The organism is Streptomyces sp. NPDC088116 (assembly GCF_044741745.1).
Lineage (GTDB): Bacteria > Actinomycetota > Actinomycetes > Streptomycetales > Streptomycetaceae > Streptomyces.
Window position 1 is genome coordinate 1,123,943 of the sequence record NZ_JBIUTF010000002.1, and the last position, 22,671, is coordinate 1,146,613.

General features: G+C 71.9%; 23 protein-coding genes. 21 read left to right on the plus strand and 2 right to left on the minus strand.

Going from position 1 to position 22,671, the window contains the following annotated elements; all coding sequences use genetic code 11:
- Positions 1-209: 209 nt before the first annotated feature.
- A complete protein-coding gene (locus ACIOJD_RS11245) occupies positions 210-1,754 on the minus strand; it encodes an oxidoreductase (protein WP_401911742.1) in 1,545 nt (514 codons plus the stop codon).
- 269 nt (positions 1,755-2,023) lie between these two features.
- On the opposite strand from ACIOJD_RS11245, the gene hisD reads away from it, so the two are divergent.
- The 10 genes from hisD to ACIOJD_RS11295 all read left to right on the plus strand — a co-directional run bounded on the left by hisD (position 2,024) and on the right by ACIOJD_RS11295 (position 12,225).
- Positions 2,024-3,346 (plus strand): histidinol dehydrogenase, encoded by a 1,323-nt coding sequence (gene hisD, locus ACIOJD_RS11250; protein ID WP_401911014.1) that lies wholly within the window; start codon positions 2,024-2,026, stop codon positions 3,344-3,346.
- Entirely contained in the window at positions 3,343-4,479 is a 1,137-nt protein-coding gene (locus ACIOJD_RS11255; RefSeq protein ID WP_401911016.1) for a histidinol-phosphate transaminase, read from the plus strand. The genes hisD and ACIOJD_RS11255 overlap by 4 nt, the downstream gene beginning before the upstream one ends.
- Complete coding sequence (gene hisB / locus ACIOJD_RS11260; RefSeq protein WP_401885623.1) at positions 4,476-5,069, plus strand: imidazoleglycerol-phosphate dehydratase HisB; 594 nt, start codon at positions 4,476-4,478, stop codon at positions 5,067-5,069. The genes ACIOJD_RS11255 and hisB overlap by 4 nt, the downstream gene beginning before the upstream one ends.
- A complete protein-coding gene (locus ACIOJD_RS11265) occupies positions 5,066-5,233 on the plus strand; it encodes a hypothetical protein (protein WP_401911018.1) in 168 nt (55 codons plus the stop codon). The genes hisB and ACIOJD_RS11265 overlap by 4 nt, the downstream gene beginning before the upstream one ends.
- Complete coding sequence (gene hisH / locus ACIOJD_RS11270; protein ID WP_401911021.1) at positions 5,230-5,865, plus strand: imidazole glycerol phosphate synthase subunit HisH; 636 nt, start codon at positions 5,230-5,232, stop codon at positions 5,863-5,865. Before ACIOJD_RS11265 ends, hisH begins: the two co-directional genes overlap by 4 nt.
- Positions 5,865-6,626, plus strand: a complete 762-nt coding sequence (gene priA / locus ACIOJD_RS11275) for a bifunctional 1-(5-phosphoribosyl)-5-((5-phosphoribosylamino)methylideneamino)imidazole-4-carboxamide isomerase/phosphoribosylanthranilate isomerase PriA (protein WP_401911023.1) — start codon at positions 5,865-5,867, stop codon at positions 6,624-6,626. The genes hisH and priA overlap by 1 nt, the downstream gene beginning before the upstream one ends.
- Positions 6,623-7,081 carry a RidA family protein gene (locus ACIOJD_RS11280; RefSeq protein WP_401911026.1) on the plus strand — a complete coding sequence of 153 codons (459 nt, stop codon included), beginning with the start codon at positions 6,623-6,625 and terminating at the stop codon, positions 7,079-7,081. The genes priA and ACIOJD_RS11280 overlap by 4 nt, the downstream gene beginning before the upstream one ends.
- Complete coding sequence (gene hisF / locus ACIOJD_RS11285; RefSeq protein ID WP_401911028.1) at positions 7,078-7,845, plus strand: imidazole glycerol phosphate synthase subunit HisF; 768 nt, start codon at positions 7,078-7,080, stop codon at positions 7,843-7,845. The genes ACIOJD_RS11280 and hisF overlap by 4 nt, the downstream gene beginning before the upstream one ends.
- Positions 7,846-8,095: 250 nt before the next feature.
- Positions 8,096-9,049, plus strand: coding sequence for an alpha/beta hydrolase (locus ACIOJD_RS11290; protein WP_401911030.1), 954 nt, complete (start codon positions 8,096-8,098; stop codon positions 9,047-9,049).
- Between the two features lie 188 nt (positions 9,050-9,237).
- Positions 9,238-12,225, plus strand: coding sequence for a LuxR C-terminal-related transcriptional regulator (locus ACIOJD_RS11295; protein ID WP_401911033.1), 2,988 nt, complete (start codon positions 9,238-9,240; stop codon positions 12,223-12,225).
- Between the two features lie 52 nt (positions 12,226-12,277).
- On the opposite strand, the gene ACIOJD_RS11300 is transcribed toward ACIOJD_RS11295, so the two are convergent.
- Positions 12,278-12,913 carry a TIGR03085 family metal-binding protein gene (locus ACIOJD_RS11300; RefSeq protein ID WP_401911035.1) on the minus strand — a complete coding sequence of 212 codons (636 nt, stop codon included), beginning with the start codon at positions 12,911-12,913 and terminating at the stop codon, positions 12,278-12,280.
- 84 nt (positions 12,914-12,997) lie between these two features.
- Here ACIOJD_RS11300 and hisI point away from each other — a divergent pair, with 84 nt between their 5' ends.
- The 11 genes from hisI (at position 12,998) to lgt (ending at position 22,613) form a co-directional block, all read left to right on the plus strand.
- Complete coding sequence (hisI, locus tag ACIOJD_RS11305; protein ID WP_401911038.1) at positions 12,998-13,375, plus strand: phosphoribosyl-AMP cyclohydrolase; 378 nt, start codon at positions 12,998-13,000, stop codon at positions 13,373-13,375.
- Positions 13,376-13,450: 75 nt separating this feature from the next.
- A complete protein-coding gene (locus ACIOJD_RS11310) occupies positions 13,451-14,938 on the plus strand; it encodes an anthranilate synthase component I (RefSeq protein WP_401911040.1) in 1,488 nt (495 codons plus the stop codon).
- A 94-nt stretch (positions 14,939-15,032) separates the two neighbouring features.
- A complete protein-coding gene (locus ACIOJD_RS11315; RefSeq protein WP_401911042.1) occupies positions 15,033-15,725 on the plus strand; it encodes a TIGR02234 family membrane protein in 693 nt (230 codons plus the stop codon).
- A gap of 172 nt (positions 15,726-15,897) precedes the next feature.
- Positions 15,898-16,209 carry an HGxxPAAW family protein gene (locus tag ACIOJD_RS11320; protein ID WP_401911045.1) on the plus strand — a complete coding sequence of 104 codons (312 nt, stop codon included), beginning with the start codon at positions 15,898-15,900 and terminating at the stop codon, positions 16,207-16,209.
- Between the two features lie 214 nt (positions 16,210-16,423).
- The gene (locus tag ACIOJD_RS11325) at positions 16,424-16,897 is read left to right on the plus strand and encodes a DUF2752 domain-containing protein (protein ID WP_401911745.1); all 474 of its coding nucleotides are present in this window, start codon (positions 16,424-16,426) and stop codon (positions 16,895-16,897) included.
- A 180-nt stretch (positions 16,898-17,077) separates the two neighbouring features.
- Positions 17,078-17,887, plus strand: coding sequence for an indole-3-glycerol phosphate synthase TrpC (trpC, locus tag ACIOJD_RS11330; RefSeq protein ID WP_401911048.1), 810 nt, complete (start codon positions 17,078-17,080; stop codon positions 17,885-17,887).
- A gap of 7 nt (positions 17,888-17,894) precedes the next feature.
- Positions 17,895-18,104 (plus strand): tryptophan biosynthesis modulator TrpM, encoded by a 210-nt coding sequence (gene trpM, locus ACIOJD_RS11335; protein ID WP_401911050.1) that lies wholly within the window; start codon positions 17,895-17,897, stop codon positions 18,102-18,104.
- Positions 18,105-18,413: 309 nt separating this feature from the next.
- Positions 18,414-19,649, plus strand: coding sequence for a tryptophan synthase subunit beta (gene trpB, locus ACIOJD_RS11340; protein ID WP_401911053.1), 1,236 nt, complete (start codon positions 18,414-18,416; stop codon positions 19,647-19,649).
- Positions 19,646-20,458: a tryptophan synthase subunit alpha gene (trpA, locus tag ACIOJD_RS11345; protein ID WP_401911056.1), complete on the plus strand. Its 813-nt coding sequence runs from the start codon at positions 19,646-19,648 to the stop codon at positions 20,456-20,458. Before trpB ends, trpA begins: the two co-directional genes overlap by 4 nt.
- A 76-nt stretch (positions 20,459-20,534) precedes the next feature.
- Entirely contained in the window at positions 20,535-21,416 is an 882-nt protein-coding gene (locus tag ACIOJD_RS11350; RefSeq protein WP_401911059.1) for a DsbA family protein, read from the plus strand.
- Positions 21,417-21,506: 90 nt separating this feature from the next.
- Positions 21,507-22,613: a prolipoprotein diacylglyceryl transferase gene (gene lgt, locus ACIOJD_RS11355; protein ID WP_401911061.1), complete on the plus strand. Its 1,107-nt coding sequence runs from the start codon at positions 21,507-21,509 to the stop codon at positions 22,611-22,613.
- The last annotated feature ends 58 nt before the right edge of the window (positions 22,614-22,671 follow it).

The window sequence follows — 22,671 nt, forward strand, 5'->3', positions numbered from 1 at the left end:
GCAGTCGGACGACGGGCCGGAGGGGGCCGGGGCCGCAGGAGGTGACGTGTCCGGACGTAAAGCGTGATGTGTGGCGTACGACAACCCGCACCCGAAGAACGGAGCCGGACACGCCGTACATCATGCAGTCCGGACATGCGCCTCCGGAGGCCCCGGTCCCCGCACCCACAACGGTGCACACCGCCCCGTACCCCGCCGGACGGCGCCCGTCAGCTGCGCCGCAGCAAGCGGCTCGCCCCCGCCGCCACCGTGGTCGCCAGGATCCAGCCCAGCAGGACCAGCGCGGCCCCCACCCACTGCCATCCGCCCTGGAGCCGCCAGTACCCGTCCTGGCCCAGGTTGATCACCGGTACCAGCAGGTCCAGGGCGTAGAGCGCCGGGTTCCACTCCGGGTGTTCGACGGCTTTCATCGCCGGTGGGGCGTGGCGGGAGAAGGCGATCGTGCCGGCTCCCCAGAGGATCGCCATCCACAGCGCCGCACGGCCGGGGCGGTAGCCGTACGCGACCGTCCAGTCCTGGAGGTAGCCCCAGAGCTTCGCGGCCAGTGGCATGGTCGCGCGGCGGCGTCGCTGTTTGGCCAGCAGGACCTCGCGCGCGTCCGCGTCCTCGCCGCTGTTGCGCAGCACCTGGGCGAGGCGTTCGTATGGCTCGGGGGAGTACTCCGGGGTCGCGGCCTCCACCCATTCCAGCCGCCTGAGCAGCGGGAAGTGGCCGAACGGGACGAGGTTCTCGTACGCGAAGCCACCCATGGCGAGGCCGCCGGGACCCGGCCAGCTGGTCGACATGTCGACCAGGGTGATGATCTTCGCGCCGCTCAGGACGACCCGGCCCTCCTCGACGCGTTCGCACTTGAACCGCAGCTCGGGGGTGGCGATCCGGCGCAGCGACAGCTCTTCCTTGGGGGCCAGGAAGAATCGTGCCTGCTCCAGGTCGATCGCGTCACCGAACCGGCCGTCGTCCAGCCGTACCCCGCCACGGCACTCGAATCGCTGTAATCGCGTGCCCAGGACCGGTGTGGAGACCTGCCCGACGCCGTGCGGGGGAGTGGCCCCGGAGGTGCCGGTCTCGTCGCTCACCCAGGCGCTCGCCAGGTAGAGCGAGCGCTCCACGGTCAGCTGCGGGGCGTTGAGCGCGCGGCGGTCCCGCGCGCCGCGCAGCCGGCTGCCGCGCATGCTCAGGGAGACCCCGATCTTGGCGCCGCGCAGGCTGACCTCGCCGTGTGTCTCGATCTGGTCGGCCTGGAGGTCCTGCGCGACACACATGCCGTCGGCGGTGATCGCCCGGCCCAGCCGGTCGGGGCGTACATCGATCTGGCTGATCAGCAGATCGGTGCCGATCTGCGCGTCGGTGAGCCGGATGCCCCGCTCGACCCGGCAGCGCGGCAGATGCAGATCACCCTCGGTCTGCAGCCGGGCCGCCTCCAGTCTCGGTATCGCGCAGCCGACCATGCGCAGGGTGGTGAAGCGCGACTCGGGCAGCACCACCTCGTTCTCGAAGCGGCAGTGGTTCAGCTCGACGTACGGGGCGACGGTGCCGCCCGCGAGGTTGAGCGTGCCGGTGATCTGCACCCCGCGCAGCTTGAGCGCGGCGACGCGGCCCGGCAGTGCGGCCGGTCCGCTGAGCAGGAGCAGGGCGATCACCCGGGCGCGGACGCTGCGTTCCGTGTCCCAGGGGTGTGGTGAGAAAGGGTCGTCGAGCAGTGGATCCGAAGTGCTCAGGTCGTACGTACTGCCGTTGCGGAACGATTGCCACATGCCAAGTTCCGCCGCGCTGAGCCAGTCGGGAGATTCGTCGTTCTGCGGCTCGGTCACTGCCGCGCCTCCGCTTCCCCGTGTGCGTACAGATGGTCCGAACAACTGATGACAGGTAGTGGTCTGTGCACGTGATGACAGTTGGTTGTTACAAGCGTTGTTCCCGCTGGGTGACGTACTGAACGCTAGTCGTGAAGACCAGGTTCCGGAACACGTATCAGCCAGTGATACGTGGGACCGGCGGCCTGATCCGGTCTGCGAGAATTGACCCCGTGATCTCACGAATCGATCTGCGCGGCGACACCCTCCCCGAGGGTGCGGCGCTGCGTGACCTGCTGCCCCGAGCCGAGTTCGACGTGGAAGCCGCCCTGGAGAAAGTGCGGCCCATCTGCGAGGACGTGCATCATCGGGGTACGGCGGCGCTGATCGAGTACGCGGAGCGGTTCGACGGCGTGAGGCTGGAGCGGGTACGGGTGCCGTTGGCCGCCCTCGCGAAGGCCCTGGAGGGGCTCGACCCCGCCGTACGGGCCGCCCTGGAGGAGTCGATCCGGCGGGCCAGGCTGGTCCACCGGGCTCAGCGGCGTACCTCGCACACCACCCAGGTCGTGCCCGGTGGCTCGGTCACCGAGAAGTGGGTGCCGGTCGAGCGTGTGGGGCTCTACGCGCCGGGCGGCCGGTCCGTCTACCCGTCGTCCGTGATCATGAACGTGGTCCCGGCACAGGAGGCGGGCGTCGAGTCGATCGCCCTGGCCTCACCGGCGCAGCGTGAGTTCGACGGGCTGCCGCACCCGACGATCCTGGCCGCGTGCGCGCTGCTCGGGATCGACGAGGTGTACGCGGCGGGTGGCGCCACGGCCGTCGCGATGTTCGCGTACGGAACCGACGAGTGCGCGCCCGTGAACATGGTCACCGGTCCCGGCAATGTCTGGGTCGCCGCCGCCAAGCGTTACTTCACCGGCCGGATCGGTATCGACGCCGAGGCCGGACCCACCGAGATCGCGGTCCTCGCGGACTCGACCGCCGATCCCGTGCATGTCGCCGCCGACCTGATCAGCCAGGCCGAGCACGACCCGCTCGCCGCGGCCGTGCTGGTCACCGACTCGGCCGAGCTGGCCGACTCGGTGGAGAAGGAGCTGGCACCGCAGGTAGCGGCGACCAAGCACATCGAGGACCGGGTCCGCCCCGCGCTGGCCGGCCGGCAGTCCGCCATCGTGCTGGTCGACTCCGTCGAGGACGGCCTGCGGGTCGTCGACGCGTACGGCGCCGAGCACCTGGAGATCCAGACCGCCGGCGCCGCCGAGCTGGCCGCCCGGGTCCGTAACGCGGGCGCGATCTTCGTCGGCCCGTACGCGCCGGTCTCGCTCGGCGACTACTGCGCGGGCTCCAACCACGTACTGCCGACCGGAGGCTGCGCCTGCCACTCCTCGGGGCTGTCCGTCCAGTCCTTCCTGCGCGGCGTCCACATCGTGGATTACACGAAGGACGCGCTCGCCGAGGTCACCCACCACGTGGTGACACTGGCCGAGGCGGAGGATCTGCCCGCGCACGGCGCGGCGCTCAAGGCGCGGTTCGAGTGGAAGGTGCCCGGCAAGTGAGTTCGACCGAAGTACCCGAGTCCTCGTCTCTCGGGATCGACGACCTGCCCGTACGGGACGAGCTGCGCGGCAAGTCCCCGTACGGCGCCCCCCAGCTGGACGTCCCCGTGCAGCTCAACACCAATGAGAACCCCTACCCGCTGCCCGAGCCGCTGGTCGAGCGGATCGCCGAGCGGGTCCGCGAGGCCGCCCGGAGTCTCAACCGCTACCCGGACCGGGACGCGGTCGAGCTGCGCACCGAGCTGGCCGCGTACCTCTCCCGCACCGGGGAACACCCGCTGACCGCGGCGAACGTCTGGGCCGCCAACGGCTCCAACGAGGTCATCCAGCAGCTGCTCCAGACCTTCGGCGGCCCCGGCCGTACGGCGATCGGTTTCGAGCCGTCGTACTCGATGCACGGCCTCATCGCGCGCGGCACCGGCACCGGCTGGCTCTCCGGGCCGCGCAACGAGGACTTCACCATCGATGTGGAGGCCGCGCGGAAGGCCCTCGCCGAGCACCGTCCCGACGTCGTCTTCATCACCTCGCCCAACAATCCGACGGGCACGGCGGTCGACGCCGACACGGTCCGGGCGCTGTACGACGCGGCCCAGGCGGCCAAGCCGTCCCTGGTCGTGCTGGACGAGGCGTACGTCGAGTTCAGCCACGGGGCCTCCCTGCTGCCGCTCCTCGAGGGCCGGCCGCACCTGGTCGTGTCCCGCACGATGTCCAAGGCCTTCGGCGCGGCCGGACTGCGCCTGGGCTACCTCGCCGCGCACCCCGCCGTGGTCGACGCCGTCCAGCTGGTGCGCCTGCCGTACCACCTGTCGGCGGTCACCCAGGCCACCGCGCTGGCCGCGCTGGAGCACACCGATACGCTGTTGGGATACGTCGAGACGCTCAAGGCCGAGCGGGACCGCCTGGTCGGCGCGTTGCGCGAGATCGGTTACGAGGTCTCCGACTCGGACGCGAACTTCGTACAGTTCGGCCGCTTCGAGGATTCCCACGCCGCCTGGCAGTGGATCCTCGACCGGGGTGTCCTCGTCCGTGACAACGGCGTGCCGGGTTGGCTGCGGGTCACCGCCGGCACCCCGCCCGAGAACGACGCGTTCCTGGACGCGGTACGTGATCTCAAGAAGGAGCAGAGCGCATGAGCCGCATCGGCCGCGTGGAGCGCAGTACGAAGGAGACCTCCGTCGTCGTCGAGATCGATCTCGACGGCAGCGGCAAGGTCGATGTGTCGACCGGGGTCGGTTTCTACGACCACATGCTCGACCAGCTGGGCCGGCACGGCCTGTTCGACCTCACGGTGAAGACCGAGGGCGATCTGCACATCGACTCGCACCACACCATCGAGGACACCGCCCTCGCGCTGGGCGCCGCGTTCCGGCAGGCGCTCGGCGACAAGGTCGGCATCTACCGCTTCGGCAACTGCACGGTGCCGCTCGACGAGTCGCTGGCGCAGGTGACGGTGGACCTCTCCGGGCGTCCGTACCTGATCCACACCGAGCCCGAGAAGATGGCGCCGATGATCGGCGAGTACGACACGACGATGACCCGGCACATCCTGGAGTCCTTCGTCGCCCAGGCCCAGATCGCGCTGCACGTCCACGTCCCGTACGGGCGCAACGCGCACCACATCGTGGAGTGCCAGTTCAAGGCCCTCGCCCGCGCTCTGCGGTACGCGTCGGAGCGTGACCCGCGCGCGGCCGGAATCCTTCCTTCGACCAAGGGCGCTCTGTGACCGGTCTGTCCACCATTTTGATCGTCGTCGGTCTGTTTCTGGCTGGTGGCGTGTACTCCTTCTCCAAGCAGAAGCTGCCCACGGGCGTGATCATGCTGCTGAGCCTGTGCTCCGTGCTGTGTCTGGTCGCCGGTGGCCTGCGTATCCAAGGGATCTGGGAATGACCAAGAGCGTCGTGGTGTTCGACTACGGATTCGGCAATGTCCGGTCCGCCGAACGCGCCCTCGCCCGCGCCGGCGCGGAGGTCGAGATCACCCGCGACTTCGACCGAGCCATGAACGCCGACGGGCTGCTCGTGCCCGGCGTCGGTGCCTTCTCCGCCTGCATGAAGGGGCTCACCGCCGCCCGCGGTGACTGGATCGTCGGCCGCAGGCTCGCCGGTGGCCGCCCCGTCATGGGGATCTGCGTCGGCATGCAGATCCTCTTCGAGCGCGGCATCGAGCACGGCGTGGAGACCGACGGCCTCGACGAATGGCCCGGCACGGTCGGCCCGCTCCAGGCCCCGATCGTCCCGCACATGGGGTGGAACACGGTCGAGGCGCCGTCGGACAGCCAGTTGTTCGCCGGGCTCGGCCCCGAGGAGCGCTTCTACTTCGTGCACTCGTACGCCGTGCACGACTGGAGCCTGGAAGTCACCAACGCCAAGATCCGTGCCCCCAGGGTCACCTGGTCCACCCACGGCGAGCCGTTCGTCGCGGCCGTGGAGAACGGGGCACTGTGGGCCACCCAGTTCCACCCCGAGAAGTCCGGCGACGCCGGCGCCCAGCTGCTGACCAACTGGATCGGAACCCTCTGATGTCTCCTCAGTCTCCTGAGTCCCCCGCGTCTCTTGAGCCGAAGCTCGAACTCCTTCCGGCCGTCGATGTCCGCGACGGCCAGGCCGTCCGGCTCGTCCATGGCGAGTCCGGTTCGGAGACCTCGTACGGCTCCCCTCTGGAAGCCGCGCTCTCCTGGCAGCGCTCCGGCGCCGAGTGGCTGCACCTGGTCGACCTCGACGCGGCCTTCGGCACCGGTGACAACCGGGCGCTGATCGCCGAGGTCGCCGCCGCCATGGACATCAAGGTCGAGCTGTCCGGCGGCATCCGCGACGACGCCTCGCTCGCCGCCGCCCTCGCCACCGGCTGCACCCGGGTCAACCTCGGCACCGCCGCGCTGGAGACCCCCGAGTGGGTCGCCAAGATCATCGCCGAGCACGGCGACCGGATCGCGGTCGGTCTCGACGTACGCGGCACGACCCTCCGGGGCCGCGGCTGGACCCGCGACGGCGGCGACCTGTACGAGACCCTGGCCCGGCTCGACTCCGAGGGCTGCGCGCGCTACGTCGTCACCGACATCGCCAAGGACGGCACCCTCCAGGGCCCCAACCTGGAACTGCTGAAGAACGTCTGCGCCGCGACCGACAAGCCGGTTGTCGCCTCCGGCGGTGTCTCCTCGCTGGACGACCTGCGCGCGCTCGCCACACTGGTGCCCGCGGGAGTCGAGGGCGCGATTGTCGGCAAGGCCCTCTACGCCAAGGCGTTCACCCTGGAAGAGGCGCTCGCGGCGGTGAACGGATGAGCGACGGGAGCGACGGCACCGGGACGGACGGCGCTCGGGCCGGCACCGGCGTCGTACCGGCCGGGACGGTACGGAAGATCTCGTCCGGCGGCCCTTGGGAGGAGTCCGTCGGCTGCTCCCGCGCGGTGGAGCTTCCGAACGGCCTTGTCCTGGTGGCGGGCTGCACATCGGTCGTCGACGGCAGGATCTCCTCCGGCGGCCCGTACGAGCAGGCCAGGACCGCCTTCGGGGTCGCCGTCAAGGCGCTGGAGGAACTGGGCCTCGGAGCCGGACACGTGGTGCGCACGCGCATGTACATCACTCACGTGAGGGACGCCGAGGACGTGGGCCGCGCCCACAAGGAACTGTTCGACGCCGTACGCCCGGTCTCCTCGATGATCGTCGTCTCCGGCTTCATCGACCCGAGCCTGGTCGTCGAGGTCGAGGTCGAGGCCTACCGGGGAGGTGCGGAATGACGCTCGCGGTACGGGTGATCCCCTGCCTGGACGTCGACAAAGGCCGGGTCGTCAAGGGCGTCAACTTCCAGAACCTCCGGGACGCCGGCGACCCGGTCGAGATGGCCCGCCTGTACGACGCGGAGGGCGCCGACGAGTTGACGTTCCTCGACATCACCGCGTCGTCCGGCGACCGCGAGACCACGTACGACGTGGTGCGCCGCACCGCCGAGCAGGTCTTCATCCCGCTCACGGTCGGCGGGGGCGTGCGTACCCCCGAGGACGTCGACAAGCTGCTGCGGGCCGGCGCCGACAAGGTCGGGGTCAACACGGCGGCCATCGCGCGGCCCGGCCTCATCCGGGAGATCGCCGAGCGCTTCGGGCGCCAGGTGCTGGTCCTGTCGGTGGACGCGCGGCGGACCACGTCCGCGTCCGGGGCGGTGTCGTTCGAGGTCACCACGCACGGCGGACGCAAGGGCACGGGCATCGACGCCGTCGAATGGGCCCACCGGGCCGCCGAGTTGGGCGCCGGGGAGATCCTGCTGAACTCGATGGACGCCGACGGCACGAAGGACGGCTACGACACGGAGATGATCGCGGCCGTCCGCAAGCATGTCTCCGTGCCCGTCATCGCGTCCGGGGGCGCGGGCCGGCTCGCGGACTTCCCGCCCGCCATCGCCGCCGGTGCCGACGCCGTACTGGCCGCTTCCGTCTTCCACTTCGGTGATCTGCGGATCTCGGAGGTCAAGGAGACGCTGCGGGAGGCGGGGCATCCGGTGCGCTGACACCGGGCACCGAGCAGCAGTGCGTCGAGCAGCGGTGTCGATTTCGGTCGTCAGCACTTCATCAGCGCTGACTTCGGACCGCGTTGACGTCCACTCGTGACGAGGCCGGTTCATCAAGACCGGTGAACTTGCCGATGCCTCCGCGCGAGTTGCGCCGCGACAGTGGCGACCGCCAGTGAAATGGCGGTCCCACTCCGGTGCACCCCCACGGCCTCCGGTGTGGCTCCGCCACGACCGAGAGGACCCCCCCATGGTGCGACCGCACTCTCAGGCGCGAGTTCCCCGCCGTACCCCTGACCGCCCGCGTCGCGCCCGGAGCCTGTGGGCGGCCTCGGTCACGACCGTCGGCCTGTTCGCCGCGCTGATCCCCGGTGTTTCGGGCGCCCAGGCCACGACCACGTCGGCGGCCACGGTCGCGGCCAATCCGTACGAGCGCGGTCCCGCGCCGACCGTGTCCAGCATCGAGGCCGTCAGCGGCCACTACGCCGTCTCGAAGACCACCGTCCCCTCGGCGAGCGTCACCGGCTTCCGCGGGGGCACGGTCTACTACCCGACCTCCACCGCGGACGGCACATTCGGGGCCGTGGCCATCTCCCCCGGCTTCACCGCCACCCAGTCCAGCGTCGCCTGGCTCGGACCGCGACTGGCCTCCCAGGGCTTCGTCGTCTTCACCATCGACACGAACACCACCCTCGACGCGCCCGACAGCCGTGGCCGTCAACTCCTCGCGGCCCTCGACTATCTGACGCAGCGTTCGACGGTCAGCGGCCGGATCGACAGCGCGCGCCTCGGCGTCATGGGCCACTCGATGGGCGGTGGCGGCTCACTGGAGGCGGCCAAGAGCCGTACGTCACTGAAGGCGGCCATCCCGCTGACCGGCTGGAACCTGGACAGCACCTGGCCCGAGGTGCGCACACCCACCCTGGTGGTCGGGGCGGACGGCGATACCGTCGCACCCGTCGCCTCGTTCTCCGAACCGTTCTACCAGTCGCTGCCCAGCACGCTCGACAAGGCGTATCTGGAACTCAACAACGCCACGCACTCCACGCCGACCACGGCGAACACCACCATCGCGAAGTACAGCGTGTCCTGGCTGAAGCGGTTCATCGACAGCGACACCCGCTACGAACAGTTTCTCTGCCCGGTCCCCGCGCCGAGCGCGACCATCGAGGAATACCGCGGCAACTGCCCGCACACTTCCTGAATCAACTAGCTTATTTTGTAAGCGAGTTGCCGGTGGTGCAATGCGGTCGCCGCCGGCAACTCCGCTGTGTCCCGGTGCGGTAAGCGACCGCTGCGGGTGGCTGTCCTCCCCGCCCCCCGCCGCTTCGCCCGGTCCGGTGATGGACACGAGTCTTCCAGGGTTGTTTACGCAGCAGTAACGTGACGGGCGTGACCCCATCGACGACCGTGCACCGCCCCCTGCGGCTGTACGGACGAAGCGGTGAACTCGCCGTCCTGGAAGCCATGCTGGCGCGACTGGCCGCCGGGACCGGCGGCACGCTCGTACTGACCGCGCCGCCGGGGCTCGGCCGTAGCGCGCTGGTACGCCACACCCTCGACCGTCACGGCCACGGAGCGGTCCTGCACGCCACGGCGGCCCCGGCCGAACGGCTGCTGCCGTACAGCGGAGTGCACGCGCTGCTCTGCTCGGCGCGGTTCCCGCTGCCCGTACCGCCCGCCGAGGTCCTGCGTTCGGGGATCGCGCCCGCCGCCCTGCTCGACCTGCTGGCCGGCCTCGGCGCCCGGCGCCCGCTGCTGGTCTGTGTCGACGACGCCCACGCCTGGGACCCCGACTCGCGTACCGCACTGGCCTTCGCGGTGCGCCGGCTCGCTGCCGGGTCCCGGGTGGCCGCCCTGCTCACCGTCGCGGACCACCGGGACGGCGCGGAGGCATTCGCCGGACTGCCCGCGCTGCGGCTCGCACCGCTCGGCGCCGCCGCCTCGGCCAAGCTGCTCGACCAGTTGACGGACAGCCGGATCGACGCCGCCGTACGGGAGGAGCTACGGCACGAGGGCGTCGGCAACCCCCGGCTGATCGCGGCGCTCGCCGCACACCTCACGGACAGCCAGATGACAGGGCGTCACCCACTGCCACGGCCGCCGACCGGTGGCGAGGACCTGCTCGGCGCCTACGCCGCCCCACTCGCGGCGCTGTCCGGCGACACCCGCATGCTGCTGCTCCTCGCCGCGGCGGCCGAGGAGCACGAGCCCGAAGGCGCGGGCGCCGACGCGGTCCTGCTGCTGCGCGCGGGGCGGCCGGCCGGGATCGGCCTCGGCCCGCTCGCTCCGGCCGAGGCGGCCGGGGTGGTGCACCGCGGGGCCGGCCGCGTCCACTTCGCGCATCCGCTCGTACGCCGGGCGGTGCTGCGAAGGTCACCGCCCGCCCGCCGCCGGGCGGTGCACCAGCTGCTGGCCGCCGCGCTCGACGGGCCGCACGAGACCCTGCCCCGGCTGGTCCAGCGGGCCTGCGCGACGGACGGCCACGATCCGGCGCTGGCCGGGGAACTGGCCGCCGCCGCCGTCCCGCCGCGCCCCCACGCCGACCGCGCCGCGGCCCTGACCCGGGCCGCCGGACTCACCACGGACGAATCCCTGCGCGCCGCCCGTTTCGCCGCCGCCGCCGAACTTGCCTGGCTCGCCGGGGAACCGGGCCGGGCGCGCGTCCTGCTGGCCCGGGTACGCGCCGTACCCGCGCCCGGCCGGGCACATTACGTACGGGGCCTGCTCGACCTGCGCGACGGACCGGTCGCGGACGCGCGGGAGGCCCTGCTCACGGCGGCGTCGCTGCTCGCCCCGTACGACGAGGGCCGTACGGCGGGCGCCCTGCTGGGCGCGGCCGAGGCGGCCTGGGCCATGGGCGACGCGCCGGGCTGTCTCGACGCGATGCGGCGGATCCCGGTGAGCCGGAGCGATCCGGAGCTGGAGCGGTACCGCGCGGGCATGTGCGCCGTGCTCGACGGTCGGCCGGAGGCGGGGCGGGCGCTGCTACGGGGCGGTGCGGAGCCCGCGGGCGCTGATTCCGGCGCCAGGTCTCCGGGCTCCGGCGCTTCCCCTTCCCCTTCCCCTTCCCCTTCCCCTTCCCCTTCCGCAGCCGCAGCCGCAGCCGCAGCCGCAGCCGCAGCCGCAGCCGCAGCCGCAGCCGCAGCCGCTTCCGGTTCCGGTTCCGCCGGGGAGGGTCCCCCTGTCGCCGGGGAGGCGCACCCTTCCGGCACCCGCCCCGGCCCCGGTGACCCGGCCCGGCTCCTGCGGGCCGGGATCGCCGCGCTCGCCCTCGGCGAGGTGGACACCGCGTGCCGGGCGGGCGCCAGGGCGCTGGCCGCCGTCCGCGCGCGTGGCCCGGACGCGCTGCTGCCCCAGGCCCTGGAACACCTCGCGTACGGCGAACTCCGCGCAGGCCGCCACGCGAGCGCCCGCGCCCATGCCCGCGAGGGGCTCGCCGCCGCCGGCCGCCTGGGCCAGCGCAACGCCGCCGCCCATCTGCACGCGATCCTCGCCCTCGCCGCGTCCGTCGAGGGCGACGCCCGGACCTGCGCCGAACACGCCGAGGCGACCCTGGCGGACGCGGGGCCGCACGGACTCACCCAGGCGGCCACGCTCGCCGGATGGGCGGTCGGCCGTGCCGAGCTGGCCGACGGCAGATCCGCCCAGGCCGCCGCGCGGCTCGCCCCACTGGTCCGCCCCGGGCCTCGGCGCGGCCACTTCGCCGTCCTCATACCGGCCGTACCGTGCTTCGTGGAGGCGGCCGTACTGGCGGGCCGGGGCGCCGAGGCGTACGCGGTGGTCGAGGAGTTCGCGGCCTGGACGGCACGGACCGCCGACCTCCAAGCACCGGCCCAACTGGCCCGCTGCCGCGCCCTGTTGGCGCCGCCCGCCGAGGCGGCGGCCCGGTACGAGGAGGCGCTTGCCCATCACGAGCACGCGGGCGGCGACTTCGAACGGGCCCGTACTCAACTGCTGTACGGGCACTGGCTGCGCAGACAGCGCAGAACCCGCGAGGCGCGCGGCCCGCTGCGGGACGCCCTGGTCGGCTTCGAACGCTGCGGCGCCCGCCTCTGGTCCGGGCGGGTACGGGGCGAACTGCGCGCCGCGGGCGAGGCGGTCCCGGGGGAGCGCGGCGCGGCCTCGCCGGGACCGTTGGTCCTGCTCACCCCCCAGCAGCAGCGCGTCGCCCGGTGCGTGGCCGAGGGCGCGACCAACCGGGAGGTGGCCCTGCGGCTCTCACTGAGCACCCGGACCGTCGATCACCATCTGAGGAACGTCTTCGCGACCCTGGGGGTGCGCTCACGAACGGAGCTGGCGAGACTGCTGGACCCGCGACTGCTCGACCGGGACGAGCGGGACACGCAGGACCGTCACGGCCTGAGCCGCGACCTCTGACCTGCGGCGAGCACCGGCCGACGACTGCCGGCCGGTGCTCGCCGGGCAGCCTCTACGCGAGGCCCAGCTTCGTCTCCCGTACCCGCTCGATCGCTTCCTTGTCCCCCTCCAGCTGCACATCCGCCACGCTCTGCCGTCCGAACGCGAAGAGGATCAGTTCACCCGGCTCCCCGGTGACCGTCACCACCGGCGTGCCGCGGTGGGCCACGGCCGTCTGGCCGTCCGGACGGCGCAGCACCAGGCCCACCGGCGACTTCCGCCCCATCATCCGGCCGCCCTTCTCCAGCCGCGCCCACAGCGTGTCCGAGAAGACACGGTCCAGCTCCCGGGGCGTCCAGTCCGGCTGGGCCCGCCGGACATCCTCGGTGTGGACATAGAACTCGACGGTGTTCGCCACCTCGTCGAGCTGTTTGATGCCGTACGGGGACATCCGGGGCGGTCCCGTACGGATCAGCTGGATCAGCTCCTCGTACGGCTTCGCGAGATACTCGGCGGTCACTCGCTCCAGCCGGTTCCTGAGCGCGGCCAGCAGCATGCCGCCGGCCGCGTCGGGGCGGCGCTCGCGCACCACCACATGGGCCGCGAGGTCGCGGGTCAGCCAGCCGTCGCAGAGCGTCGGCGCATCGGGGCCCGTCGCCTCCAACAGGTCGGCGAGCAGAAGTCGTTCACGCTTGGCATGGGTCGACATGTGCGCAAGCGTACGGCGGCCCCGCCCCGTCCGCCCAGTGGACGTCCCACCCGCCCCGCCGCGCGGACGCGGCACAATGGCCGTATGAGCAGCACGACCGCGGGCACCGGCCGCAGCGGCGGACTCGATCCCGCCATCGCCGACCGCCTCAAGCGCACCGCCGACGGGCTCGTCCCGGCGATCGCCCAGCAGTACGACACCGGTGAGGTGCTGATGCTCGGCTGGATGGATGACGAGGCCCTGCACCGCACCCTGACCACCGGCCGCTGCACCTACTGGTCCCGCAGCCGCCAGGAGTACTGGGTCAAGGGCGACACCTCGGGCCATGTCCAGCACGTCAGGTCCGTGGCCCTGGACTGCGACGGCGACACCGTCCTGGTCCAGGTCGACCAGGTGGGCGCCGCCTGCCACACCGGCGCGCGCACCTGCTTCGACGTCGACGTACTACCGCTCGGCCGGTGAACGGGCGACGCGAGCCCGACGACGAGCGATGAGCAACGAGTGATGAGTACCGACCAACGAGTAGGGTCAGCGCCCATGGATCTCGAGACCTTCCGCAAGCTGGCGGTGGACCGCCGTGTCATCCCCGTCAGCAGGCGGCTCCTCGCGGACGGCGACACCCCGGTCGGCCTGTACCGCAAGCTCGCCGCCGAGCGCCCCGGCACGTTCCTCCTGGAGTCCGCGGAGAACGGGCGCTCCTGGTCGCGCTACTCCTTCATCGGCGTACGGTCGGCCGCCACGCTCACCGAACGCGACGGCCGCACCCACTGGCTCGGCACCCCGCCCGTCGGCGTCCCTGTCGACGGCGATCCGCTGGCCGCCCTGCGCGCCACCGTCGAGACCCTGCACACCCCCCGCGACCTCTCCTCGGGCATGCCGCCCTTCACCGGTGGCATGGTCGGCTACCTCGGGTACGACATCGTCCGGCGGCTGGAGAAGATCGGTGACCACGCGCGAGACGATCTGCGCATCCCCGAGCTGACCATGCTGCTCACCTCGGACCTCGCCGTACTCGACCACTGGGACGGCACGGTCCTGCTGATCGCCAACGCGATCAACCACAACGACCTCGACACCGGGGTGGACGAGGCGTACGCGGACGCCGTCGCCCGCCTCGACGCCATGGCCGCCGACCTCGCCGAGCCGGTCCACACCGCGCCCACCGCGCTGCCCGCCTCCGAGGTGCCCGAGTACACCGAGCGCTGGGGCGGCGCCGCCTACCAGGACGTCGTCGAGGACATCAAGGAGCGGATCAGGGCGGGCGAGGCCTTCCAGGTCGTGCCCTCCCAGCGCTTCGAGACCCCCGTCACCGCGAGCGCGCTGGACGTCTACCGGGTGCTGCGGGCCACCAACCCGAGCCCGTACATGTACCTCTTCCGCTTCGACGGGTTCGATGTCGTCGGCTCCAGCCCGGAAGCGCTGGTCAAGGTCGAGGACGGGCACGCGATGGTCCACCCCATCGCCGGTACCCGGCCGCGCGGCGCGACTCCGCAGGAGGACCAGGCGCTCGCCGACGAACTCCTCGCCGACCCCAAGGAGCGCGCCGAGCACCTGATGCTGGTCGACCTCGGCCGCAACGACCTGGGGCGGGTCTGCGAGCCCGGCAGCGTCGAGGTCGTGGACTTCATGTCGGTCGAGCGGTACTCGCACGTCATGCACATCGTGTCCACGGTCACCGGACGGGTCGCCGAGGGCCGCGGCGCCTTCGACGTGCTGACCGCCTGCTTCCCGGCGGGCACCCTCTCCGGGGCGCCGAAGCCGCGCGCCATGCAGATCATCGACGAGCTGGAGCCCACCCGGCGCGGGCTGTACGGCGGCTGCGTCGGCTACCTCGACTTCGCCGGGGACTCCGACACCGCCATCGCCATCCGCACGGCCCTGCTGCGCGACGGTACGGCGTACGTCCAGGCGGGAGCGGGCGTCGTCGCCGACTCCGACCCGGTCTCCGAGGACACCGAGTGCCGCAACAAGGCGGCGGCGGTGCTGCGCGCCGTACACACGGCGAACCGGCTGAACGGCGGCTGATCTTCCGTTCTTCCGGGCGGTTGCTGCGGAACACCCTGCCGAGGAGATGCCCCGGGACCCCCGGGCCCCGGGGCACGTGGGGCGGTGAGGGATAGTGGGGTGCGTGAGTGCCGTACCCGTATCCCAGCCCCGTACCGCCACCCCGGCGACCGACGCCCCGAGCAGCCGCCGCAGCCTCGCCGTGGCACTGCTGCTCGGCGCCGTCGGCGCGGCCGTGGTGCTGATCGCCTCCGGCCAGGTCTGGGCAGAGGGCAGCGCGGCCGTCGGGGGCGGGGCCGTACCGCTCGATGCCGACGGCCGTGATGTCACCGGCGTTCCCGCCGCCCTCGCCGTGGTCGGCCTCGCGGCGCTCGTCGCCGTCTTCGCCGTCCGCGGAGCGGGGCGGCTGCTCGTCTCCGTACTGCTCACGCTGAGCGGCGCCGGCGCGACCGCCGCGGCGTTCCTCGGGGCGTCGGACAGCACGGCCCTGGACGAGAAGGCCGCCAGGACCACCGGCGACACCGCCGCCACCATCGACGCGCTGAGCCACACCGCGTGGCCGTACGTGACCGCCGCGGCCAGTGTGCTGATCCTGCTCGCCGGGCTGCTCGCGCTGCGGTACGGGCGGCAGTGGCCCGCGATGTCCGGCCGGTACGAGCGCGACGCGGGCGCCGCGTCCGGCGACTCCGGGGAGCGCGGCGCGGTGCGGGCGCGCGCCGCCCGCCGGGCACCCGTCGTGGACCCGGACCGCCCCGAGGACGTGTGGAAGGCGCTGGACCGGGGCGAGGACCCGACGCGCGACGCCTGACCCGAGGGCGGGTGCGGGGGGTGAGCGCCCCCGGCGACCGGGGCCGCACGGGCCGGGCGCCTACCCCGACCCCCCGGATCTGTGCCGTACGCCCATGCGGGACAATGTCGGTTGAGCGTCCGACTCACACAGCGTTCGATTCACACAGCGCTACAGCAACGAGGAGCAACTCATGGCGGGCAGCAGCCACGGACACACCCCGGCGGCCTGGACCGGTGTCACCATCTCGTTCATCGGCTTCTGCATCTCGGGAGTCTTCATGGTGGCGGCGAACGCGCTGGGGTTCTGGGCCGGCCTGGTCGTCGCCCTGCTCGGCGGTGTCGTCGGCATGGTGATGAAGGCCGCCGGTCTCGGCATGCCCAAGGAGTCCGAGGCGATGGCGCGCGCCAGGGCCGAGATCGGAAGGGCCAAGTCCCAGGGTGAGTCCGGGACCGCGGAGGTCCACGCGCAGCCCAAGGCCGAGACGCAGACCCAGGCCGTCTGAGGCTCCGGGACCGTCCGCGACTCCGGGACCGTCCGGGCCGGCCGCCCCGCACGGGCAGTCGCGCTCGGGCGCGGAGCCGGTCGGAGGCAGTCCGGCGAGAGCTTCGGACCGGGCTGCGTCGTCCGGCAGGAGCAGTGACAATCACCGGGTGGACGCCATGACAATCCCCGCCGCGCCCGATCCGGGCGAGGGTTCGACACGTTCCGCGGACGCCATGCGCCCGGTCGGTTCCGTGAGCCCCGCCGGTTCTGTTGGTCCAGCCGGCCCCGGGCGGCCCGTCCGGCCGCCGGCCTCGCTCGCCCGCCGGCTCCTCCCGCCGCTCGCCACCCTCGCCGGTGTCGCCGCCGCCTTCACATACGTGGGGCTGGTCGACCCGAACGAATCCGGCCACTACCCCGTCTGCCCGCTGTACGGCCTCACCGGCGTCTACTGCCCCGGCTGCGGCGGTCTGCGCAGCGCCCATGCCGTCGCACACGGCGACCTGGCCGGAGCCCTCGGTGCCAACGCGCCGGCCGTCGTCGGATACGCGCTCTTCGCCGTGCTGTGGACGGTCTGGATCGTACGGGCCGGGAAAGGGCTCCCCGTACGGATCGGCCTCAGGCCCCTCTGGTGGTGGGCGCTCGGCGGGGTGATCCTGGCTTTCACAGTGATCAGAAATCTGCCCTTCGGCTCGTCGCTCGCACCGTGAAGCGCCAGGTGGTGGCAGGCTCGCCCAACCGGATGCGGGTCCTTCGGCCACTTCCGGATAGCATCGATATGGCTGATCCTGGCCCAACGGCCGACTTGATCACCATCCGTACGTGATACGGCCCGCGTCCGACAGGACCGGGGCCGCATCGACATCACCGTCCCGGAAGGGGGCCCTCGCGTGAGTGTGCTCGACGAGATCATCGAAGGCGTCCGCGCCGACCTCGCAGAGCGGCAGGCGCGTGTCGGCCTCGACGAGCTCAAGCAGCGCGCGGCCAGGGCACCTCAGGCCAAGGACGGTGTCGCCGCGCTGGGCGCCGAGGGCGTCCAGGTGATCTGCGAGGTCAAGCGCTCCAGCCCGTCGAAGGGCGCGCTGGCCGCGATCGCCGACCCGGCCGGGCTCGCCGCCGACTACGAGGCGGGCGGCGCCGCCGCCATCTCCGTACTGACCGAGGAGCGGCGCTTCGGCGGTTCGCTCGCCGACCTGGAGGCCGTACGGGCCAAGGTCGACATCCCGGTCCTGCGCAAGGACTTCATCGTCACCTCGTACCAGCTGTGGGAGGCGCGCGCCTACGGCGCCGACCTGGTGCTGCTGATCGTCGCCGCGCTGGAACAGCCCGCGCTGGTCTCGCTGATCGAGCGGGCCGAGTCGATCGGGCTCACCCCGATCGTCGAGGTGCACGACGAGGACGAGGTCGAGCGGGCCGTCGACGCCGGAGCGAAGATCATCGGTGTGAACGCGCGCGACCTGAAGACCCTGAAGGTCGACCGGGGCACGTTCGAGCGTGTGGCGCCCGAGATCCCGGCCGGCATCGTGAAGATCGCCGAGTCGGGGGTGCGCGGGCCGCACGACCTGATCGCCTACGCCAACGCCGGGGCCGACGCGGTGCTCGTCGGCGAGTCGCTCGTCACCGGGCGCGACCCGAAGTCCGCGGTCGCCGACCTCGTCGCCGCCGGCGCCCACCCGGCGCTGCGCCACGGGCGGGACTGACCGCCCCATGTCCACAGCCGTCGTTCTCCGTGTGCCGGGCACACGCCCCGGCCCGCGCTCGGGCGGGGTACCGGCGCGCGTGCCGCACGCCCCGCTGGCGCGGGGGTGCCGGCCGCGCGGCTGCCGGGCACCGGCCCGGCGGGTGCACGGGCGGCGGGTGCGGTACGTGATCGGGGACGAGCCCGGTCAGGTCAACGGGATGCGATGGCGCGCGTAGCCGCGCCGTAGGTGTTTTTTCGCGGTACCGCGTGGTGCCGTTCCCGGACAGGTGGCCGGGTGCGGTGCCGGTGCGTCGCGCACCGCGAGCACGCGCCCGCGTGACGCGGTTCCCGGACCGCTCAGCGCTGATCGAGGTGATCGGTACGCGGCCTCTCCGCGTGGTCACCGCCCTTCGGCGCTCCCCGTCCGGAGACTGGTCACCGCAGCTCGCCCTCCCGCGTCCGTCGTGCGGGTGCGGGTGCGGGGGCGTCGCCGGCGGCGCAACAGCTCGTTCCTGTCCGTTGGTTTCCTGAGGAGTCGTTCTTCGATGTCCGAGTTTTTCATTCCTGACCCCGAGGGTCTCGTCCCCGGCGCCACCGGGTACTTCGGCGCCTACGGCGGCAAGTTCATCCCCGAGGCGCTCGTCGCCGCGGTCGACGAGGTCGCCGTCGAGTACGAGAAGGCCAAGGCCGATCCGGCGTTCTCCGCCGAGCTGGACGACCTTCTGGTCAACTACACCGGCCGGCCCAGCTCGCTGACCGAGGTCCCGCGGTTCGCCGAACACGCCGGTGGCGCCCGGGTGTTCCTCAAGCGGGAAGACCTGAACCACACCGGATCGCACAAGATCAACAATGTGCTGGGACAGGCGCTGCTGACGAAGCGGATGGGCAAGACCCGGGTCATCGCCGAGACCGGCGCGGGCCAGCACGGGGTCGCCACCGCCACCGCGTGCGCGCTGTTCGGGCTCGAATGCACCATCTACATGGGCGAGATCGACACCGAGCGCCAGGCGCTCAACGTGGCCCGGATGCGCATGCTCGGCGCCGAGGTCGTCGCCGTGAAGTCCGGCAGCCGGACGCTGAAGGACGCCATCAACGAGGCGTTCCGCGACTGGGTCGCCAATGTGGACCGTACGCACTACCTGTTCGGGACCGTCGCGGGACCGCACCCCTTCCCGGCGATGGTGCGCGACTTCCACCGGGTCATCGGCGTCGAGGCCAGGCGGCAGATCCTTCAGCGTGCCGGGCGGCTGCCCGACGCGGCCGTCGCGTGTGTCGGGGGCGGGTCCAACGCGATCGGGCTCTTCCACGCGTTCATCCCCGACGAGGGCGTACGGCTGGTGGGCTGCGAGCCGGCCGGACACGGGATCGAGAGCGGTGAGCACGCGGCCACCCTGACCGCCGGCGAGCCAGGGATCCTGCACGGATCGCGGTCCTACGTACTCCAGGACGAGGAAGGCCAGATCACCGAGCCGTACTCGATCTCGGCGGGCCTGGACTATCCGGGCATCGGCCCCGAGCACGCGTACCTCAAGGACAGCGGGCGGGGCGAGTACCGGGCGGTCACCGACGACGCCGCGATGCAGGCGCTGCTGCTGCTCTCCCGCAGCGAGGGGATCATCCCGGCCATCGAGAGCGCGCACGCGCTGGCCGGGACGCTGGAGCTGGGGCAGGAACTCGGTGAGGACGGGCTGATCGTCGTCAACCTCTCCGGGCGCGGCGACAAGGACATGGACACGGCCGCCCGCTACTTCGGGCTGTACGACGGCGAGGGCACGAAGTGAGCGGGAACATTCAGCTGCTGAGCGACACCCTGGCCGCCGCGAAGGCGGAGAACCGGGCCGCGCTGATCGCCTACCTGCCGGCCGGATTTCCCACCGTCGACGGGGGCATCGAGGCCGTGAAGGCCGTCTTCGACGGTGGTGCGGACATCGTCGAGGTCGGGCTGCCGCACAGTGACCCGGTGCTCGACGGGCCCGTCATCCAGAGCGCCGACGACATCGCGCTGCGGGGCGGGGTGAAGATCGCGGACGTGATGCGTACGGTCCGCGAGGCGCACGAGGCGACCGGCAAGCCCGTCCTGGTGATGACGTACTGGAATCCGATCGACCGGTACGGCGTCGAGCGCTTCACCACCGAGCTGGCGGAGGCGGGCGGCGCCGGGTGCATCCTGCCCGACCTGCCCGTCGAGGAGTCCGTTCAGTGGCGCGAGCACGCCGAGAAGAACGGTCTGGCGACGGTCTTCGTGGTGGCTCCCAGCAGCAGGGACGAGCGGCTGGCGAAGATCACGGAGGCGGGCAGCGGCTTTGTCTACGCGGCCTCGCTGATGGGCGTGACGGGTACCCGTACGTCGGTGGGCCTGGAGGCACAGGATCTGGTGCGCCGCACGCGCGCCACCACCGAGCTGCCGGTCTGTGTCGGCCTCGGGGTGTCCGACGCCGAGCAGGCGGCCGAGGTCGCCGGATTCTCCGACGGTGTGATCGTCGGCTCGGCCTTCGTGAAGCGGATGCTGGAGGCGCCCGACGCGTCGGCGGGAGTCGCCGCTGTCCGCGCGCTGGCGGGTGAGCTGGCCGAGGGCGTTCGCAAGCGCTGACGGGTCGGCTCACACGTATGAGTGGACCTGGGACCGGGGAGGTGCGTACGCGCCTCCCCGGTTCGTTGCTGTGGGCGTGAGCGAGAAGAACCGTGAGGTAAAGAGGAGCGCGAGAGAGCGGCTCCAGCAGGAACGTGAAGCGGACAAGGTCCGCGACAAGCGCAGGCGCACCCTGGTCGTATCGGCGGCGGTGGCCGGTGTCCTCGGCCTGGTCGGTGTAGTGGGCCTGGTCGCGGCGAACGTCGGCAAGGACAAGGGCGGCGTCGCGGGAGCGGCGGGGCCGGCGAGCGCGCCGTCGGGGGTGAGCGGCAAGGACGGCCTGGCCATCAGTGTGGGAGCGAAGGACGCGCCGTCCACGCTCTCGGTGTGGGAGGACTTCCGCTGCCCGGCCTGCGCCCAGTTCGAGAACGCCTACCGAAGCACGATCCACCAGCTGGAGAAGGCGGGAGCGCTCAAGGTCGAGTACCACCTCGCCACGCTCATCGACGGCAACATGGGCGGCAGCGGCTCACTGCGCGCCGCCAATGCCGCGGCCTGCGCGCAGGACGCCGGGAAGTTCGCCCCGTACCACGACGTGCTGTACGCGAACCAGCCGCCGGAGACCGATGACGCCTTCGCCGACAACAGTCATCTGCTGAAGCTGGCGGGCAAGATCGACGGACTGGAGTCGGCGCCCGGTTTCCGCGGCTGCGTGGACAGGGGCACGCACGACGACTGGGTGAACAAGTCCGCCGAGGCATTCCGGACGGGCGGATTCTCCGGGACGCCGACCGTGCGGCTCAACGGCGAGGCGGTCTTCCCGAAGAAGGGCAGCGAGGACATCTCGCCCGGCAACCTGAAAAAGTGGGTCGCCGAGGCCAACAAGAGCCGGAAGGCGGCGACGGACACGCCCTCGGACGGCTCCGTTCCGGCCTCGGAGCCCGCTCCGGGGACGCCAGGGGGGACGCCTTCGGCCTGATCCGGACCGATCTGGACCTGATCCCTGTACGGATAAGTTGCCGGGCGGGTTGCGGTGGGTCCCGCCCGGCAATGTAGCGTCGGTGCTGCCATGGACCTTGCCTACATTCCCAGCCCGGCTACCGGAGTGCTCCATCTTGGACCGCTCCCGCTGCGCGGCTACGCGTTCTGCATCATCATCGGTGTCTTCGTCGCTGTCTGGTTCGGCGGCAAGCGCTGGGTCGCCCGGGGCGGCAATGTCGGCACGGTGGCCGACATCGCGGTCTGGGCCGTGCCCTTCGGCCTTGTCGGCGGGCGTCTCTACCATGTGATCACCGACTACCAGCTGTACTTCAGCGAGGGTGAGAACTGGGTCGACGCCTTCAAGATCTGGCAGGGCGGCCTCGGCATCTGGGGCGCGATCGCGCTGGGCGCGGTCGGTGCCTGGATCGGCTGCCGCCGCCGCGGAATCCCGCTCCCGGCGTACGCGGACGCCATCGCACCCGGGATCGCCCTCGCCCAGGCCATCGGCCGCTGGGGCAACTGGTTCAACCAGGAGCTGTACGGCAGGCCGACTGACCTGCCCTGGGCGCTGAAGATCAGCGCGGGGCCGAACCGCGAGGCCGGTCTCTACCACCCGACGTTCCTGTACGAGTCGCTGTGGTGCGTGGGCGTCGCGCTGCTGGTCGTCTGGGCCGACCGCCGCTTCAAGCTGGGACACGGTCGCGTGTTCGCGCTCTATGTCGCGGCGTACTGCGTGGGCCGGGCCTGGATCGAGTACATGCGCGTCGACGAGGCGCACCACATCCTGGGCCTGCGGCTGAACGTCTGGACGGCGGCGCTGGTCTTCCTGCTGGCGCTCACGTACCTCATCATCTCGGCGCGGGTACGCCCCGGGCGCGAGGAGATCGTGGAGCCGGAGCTGGGGCCGGACGCGGCTGAGGACGCTGCCAAGGTCACGTCCAAGGACACGGACACGGACACGGACACGTCCAAGGACAAGGTCACGTCCAAAGACACGGACACGTCCAAGGACACGGACACCGACACCGCCGCGGACAAGGACACGGCTTCGGGCACGGCTGAGGCTGCGAAGCCGGACGCGGGGGCGGAGCCGGGATCGGACCCGGTGGAGAAGCCGAAGGACGCGGACAAGACCGCCAAGCCCGGCCCGGCCGATGGTGTGGCCGCGGGCGCCGAGGCGACCGAAAAGAGCTGACGGGTACGGAGCGTGACGGGTACGGAGCACGTACCCACCGCGTCATCGATCGCCGGAC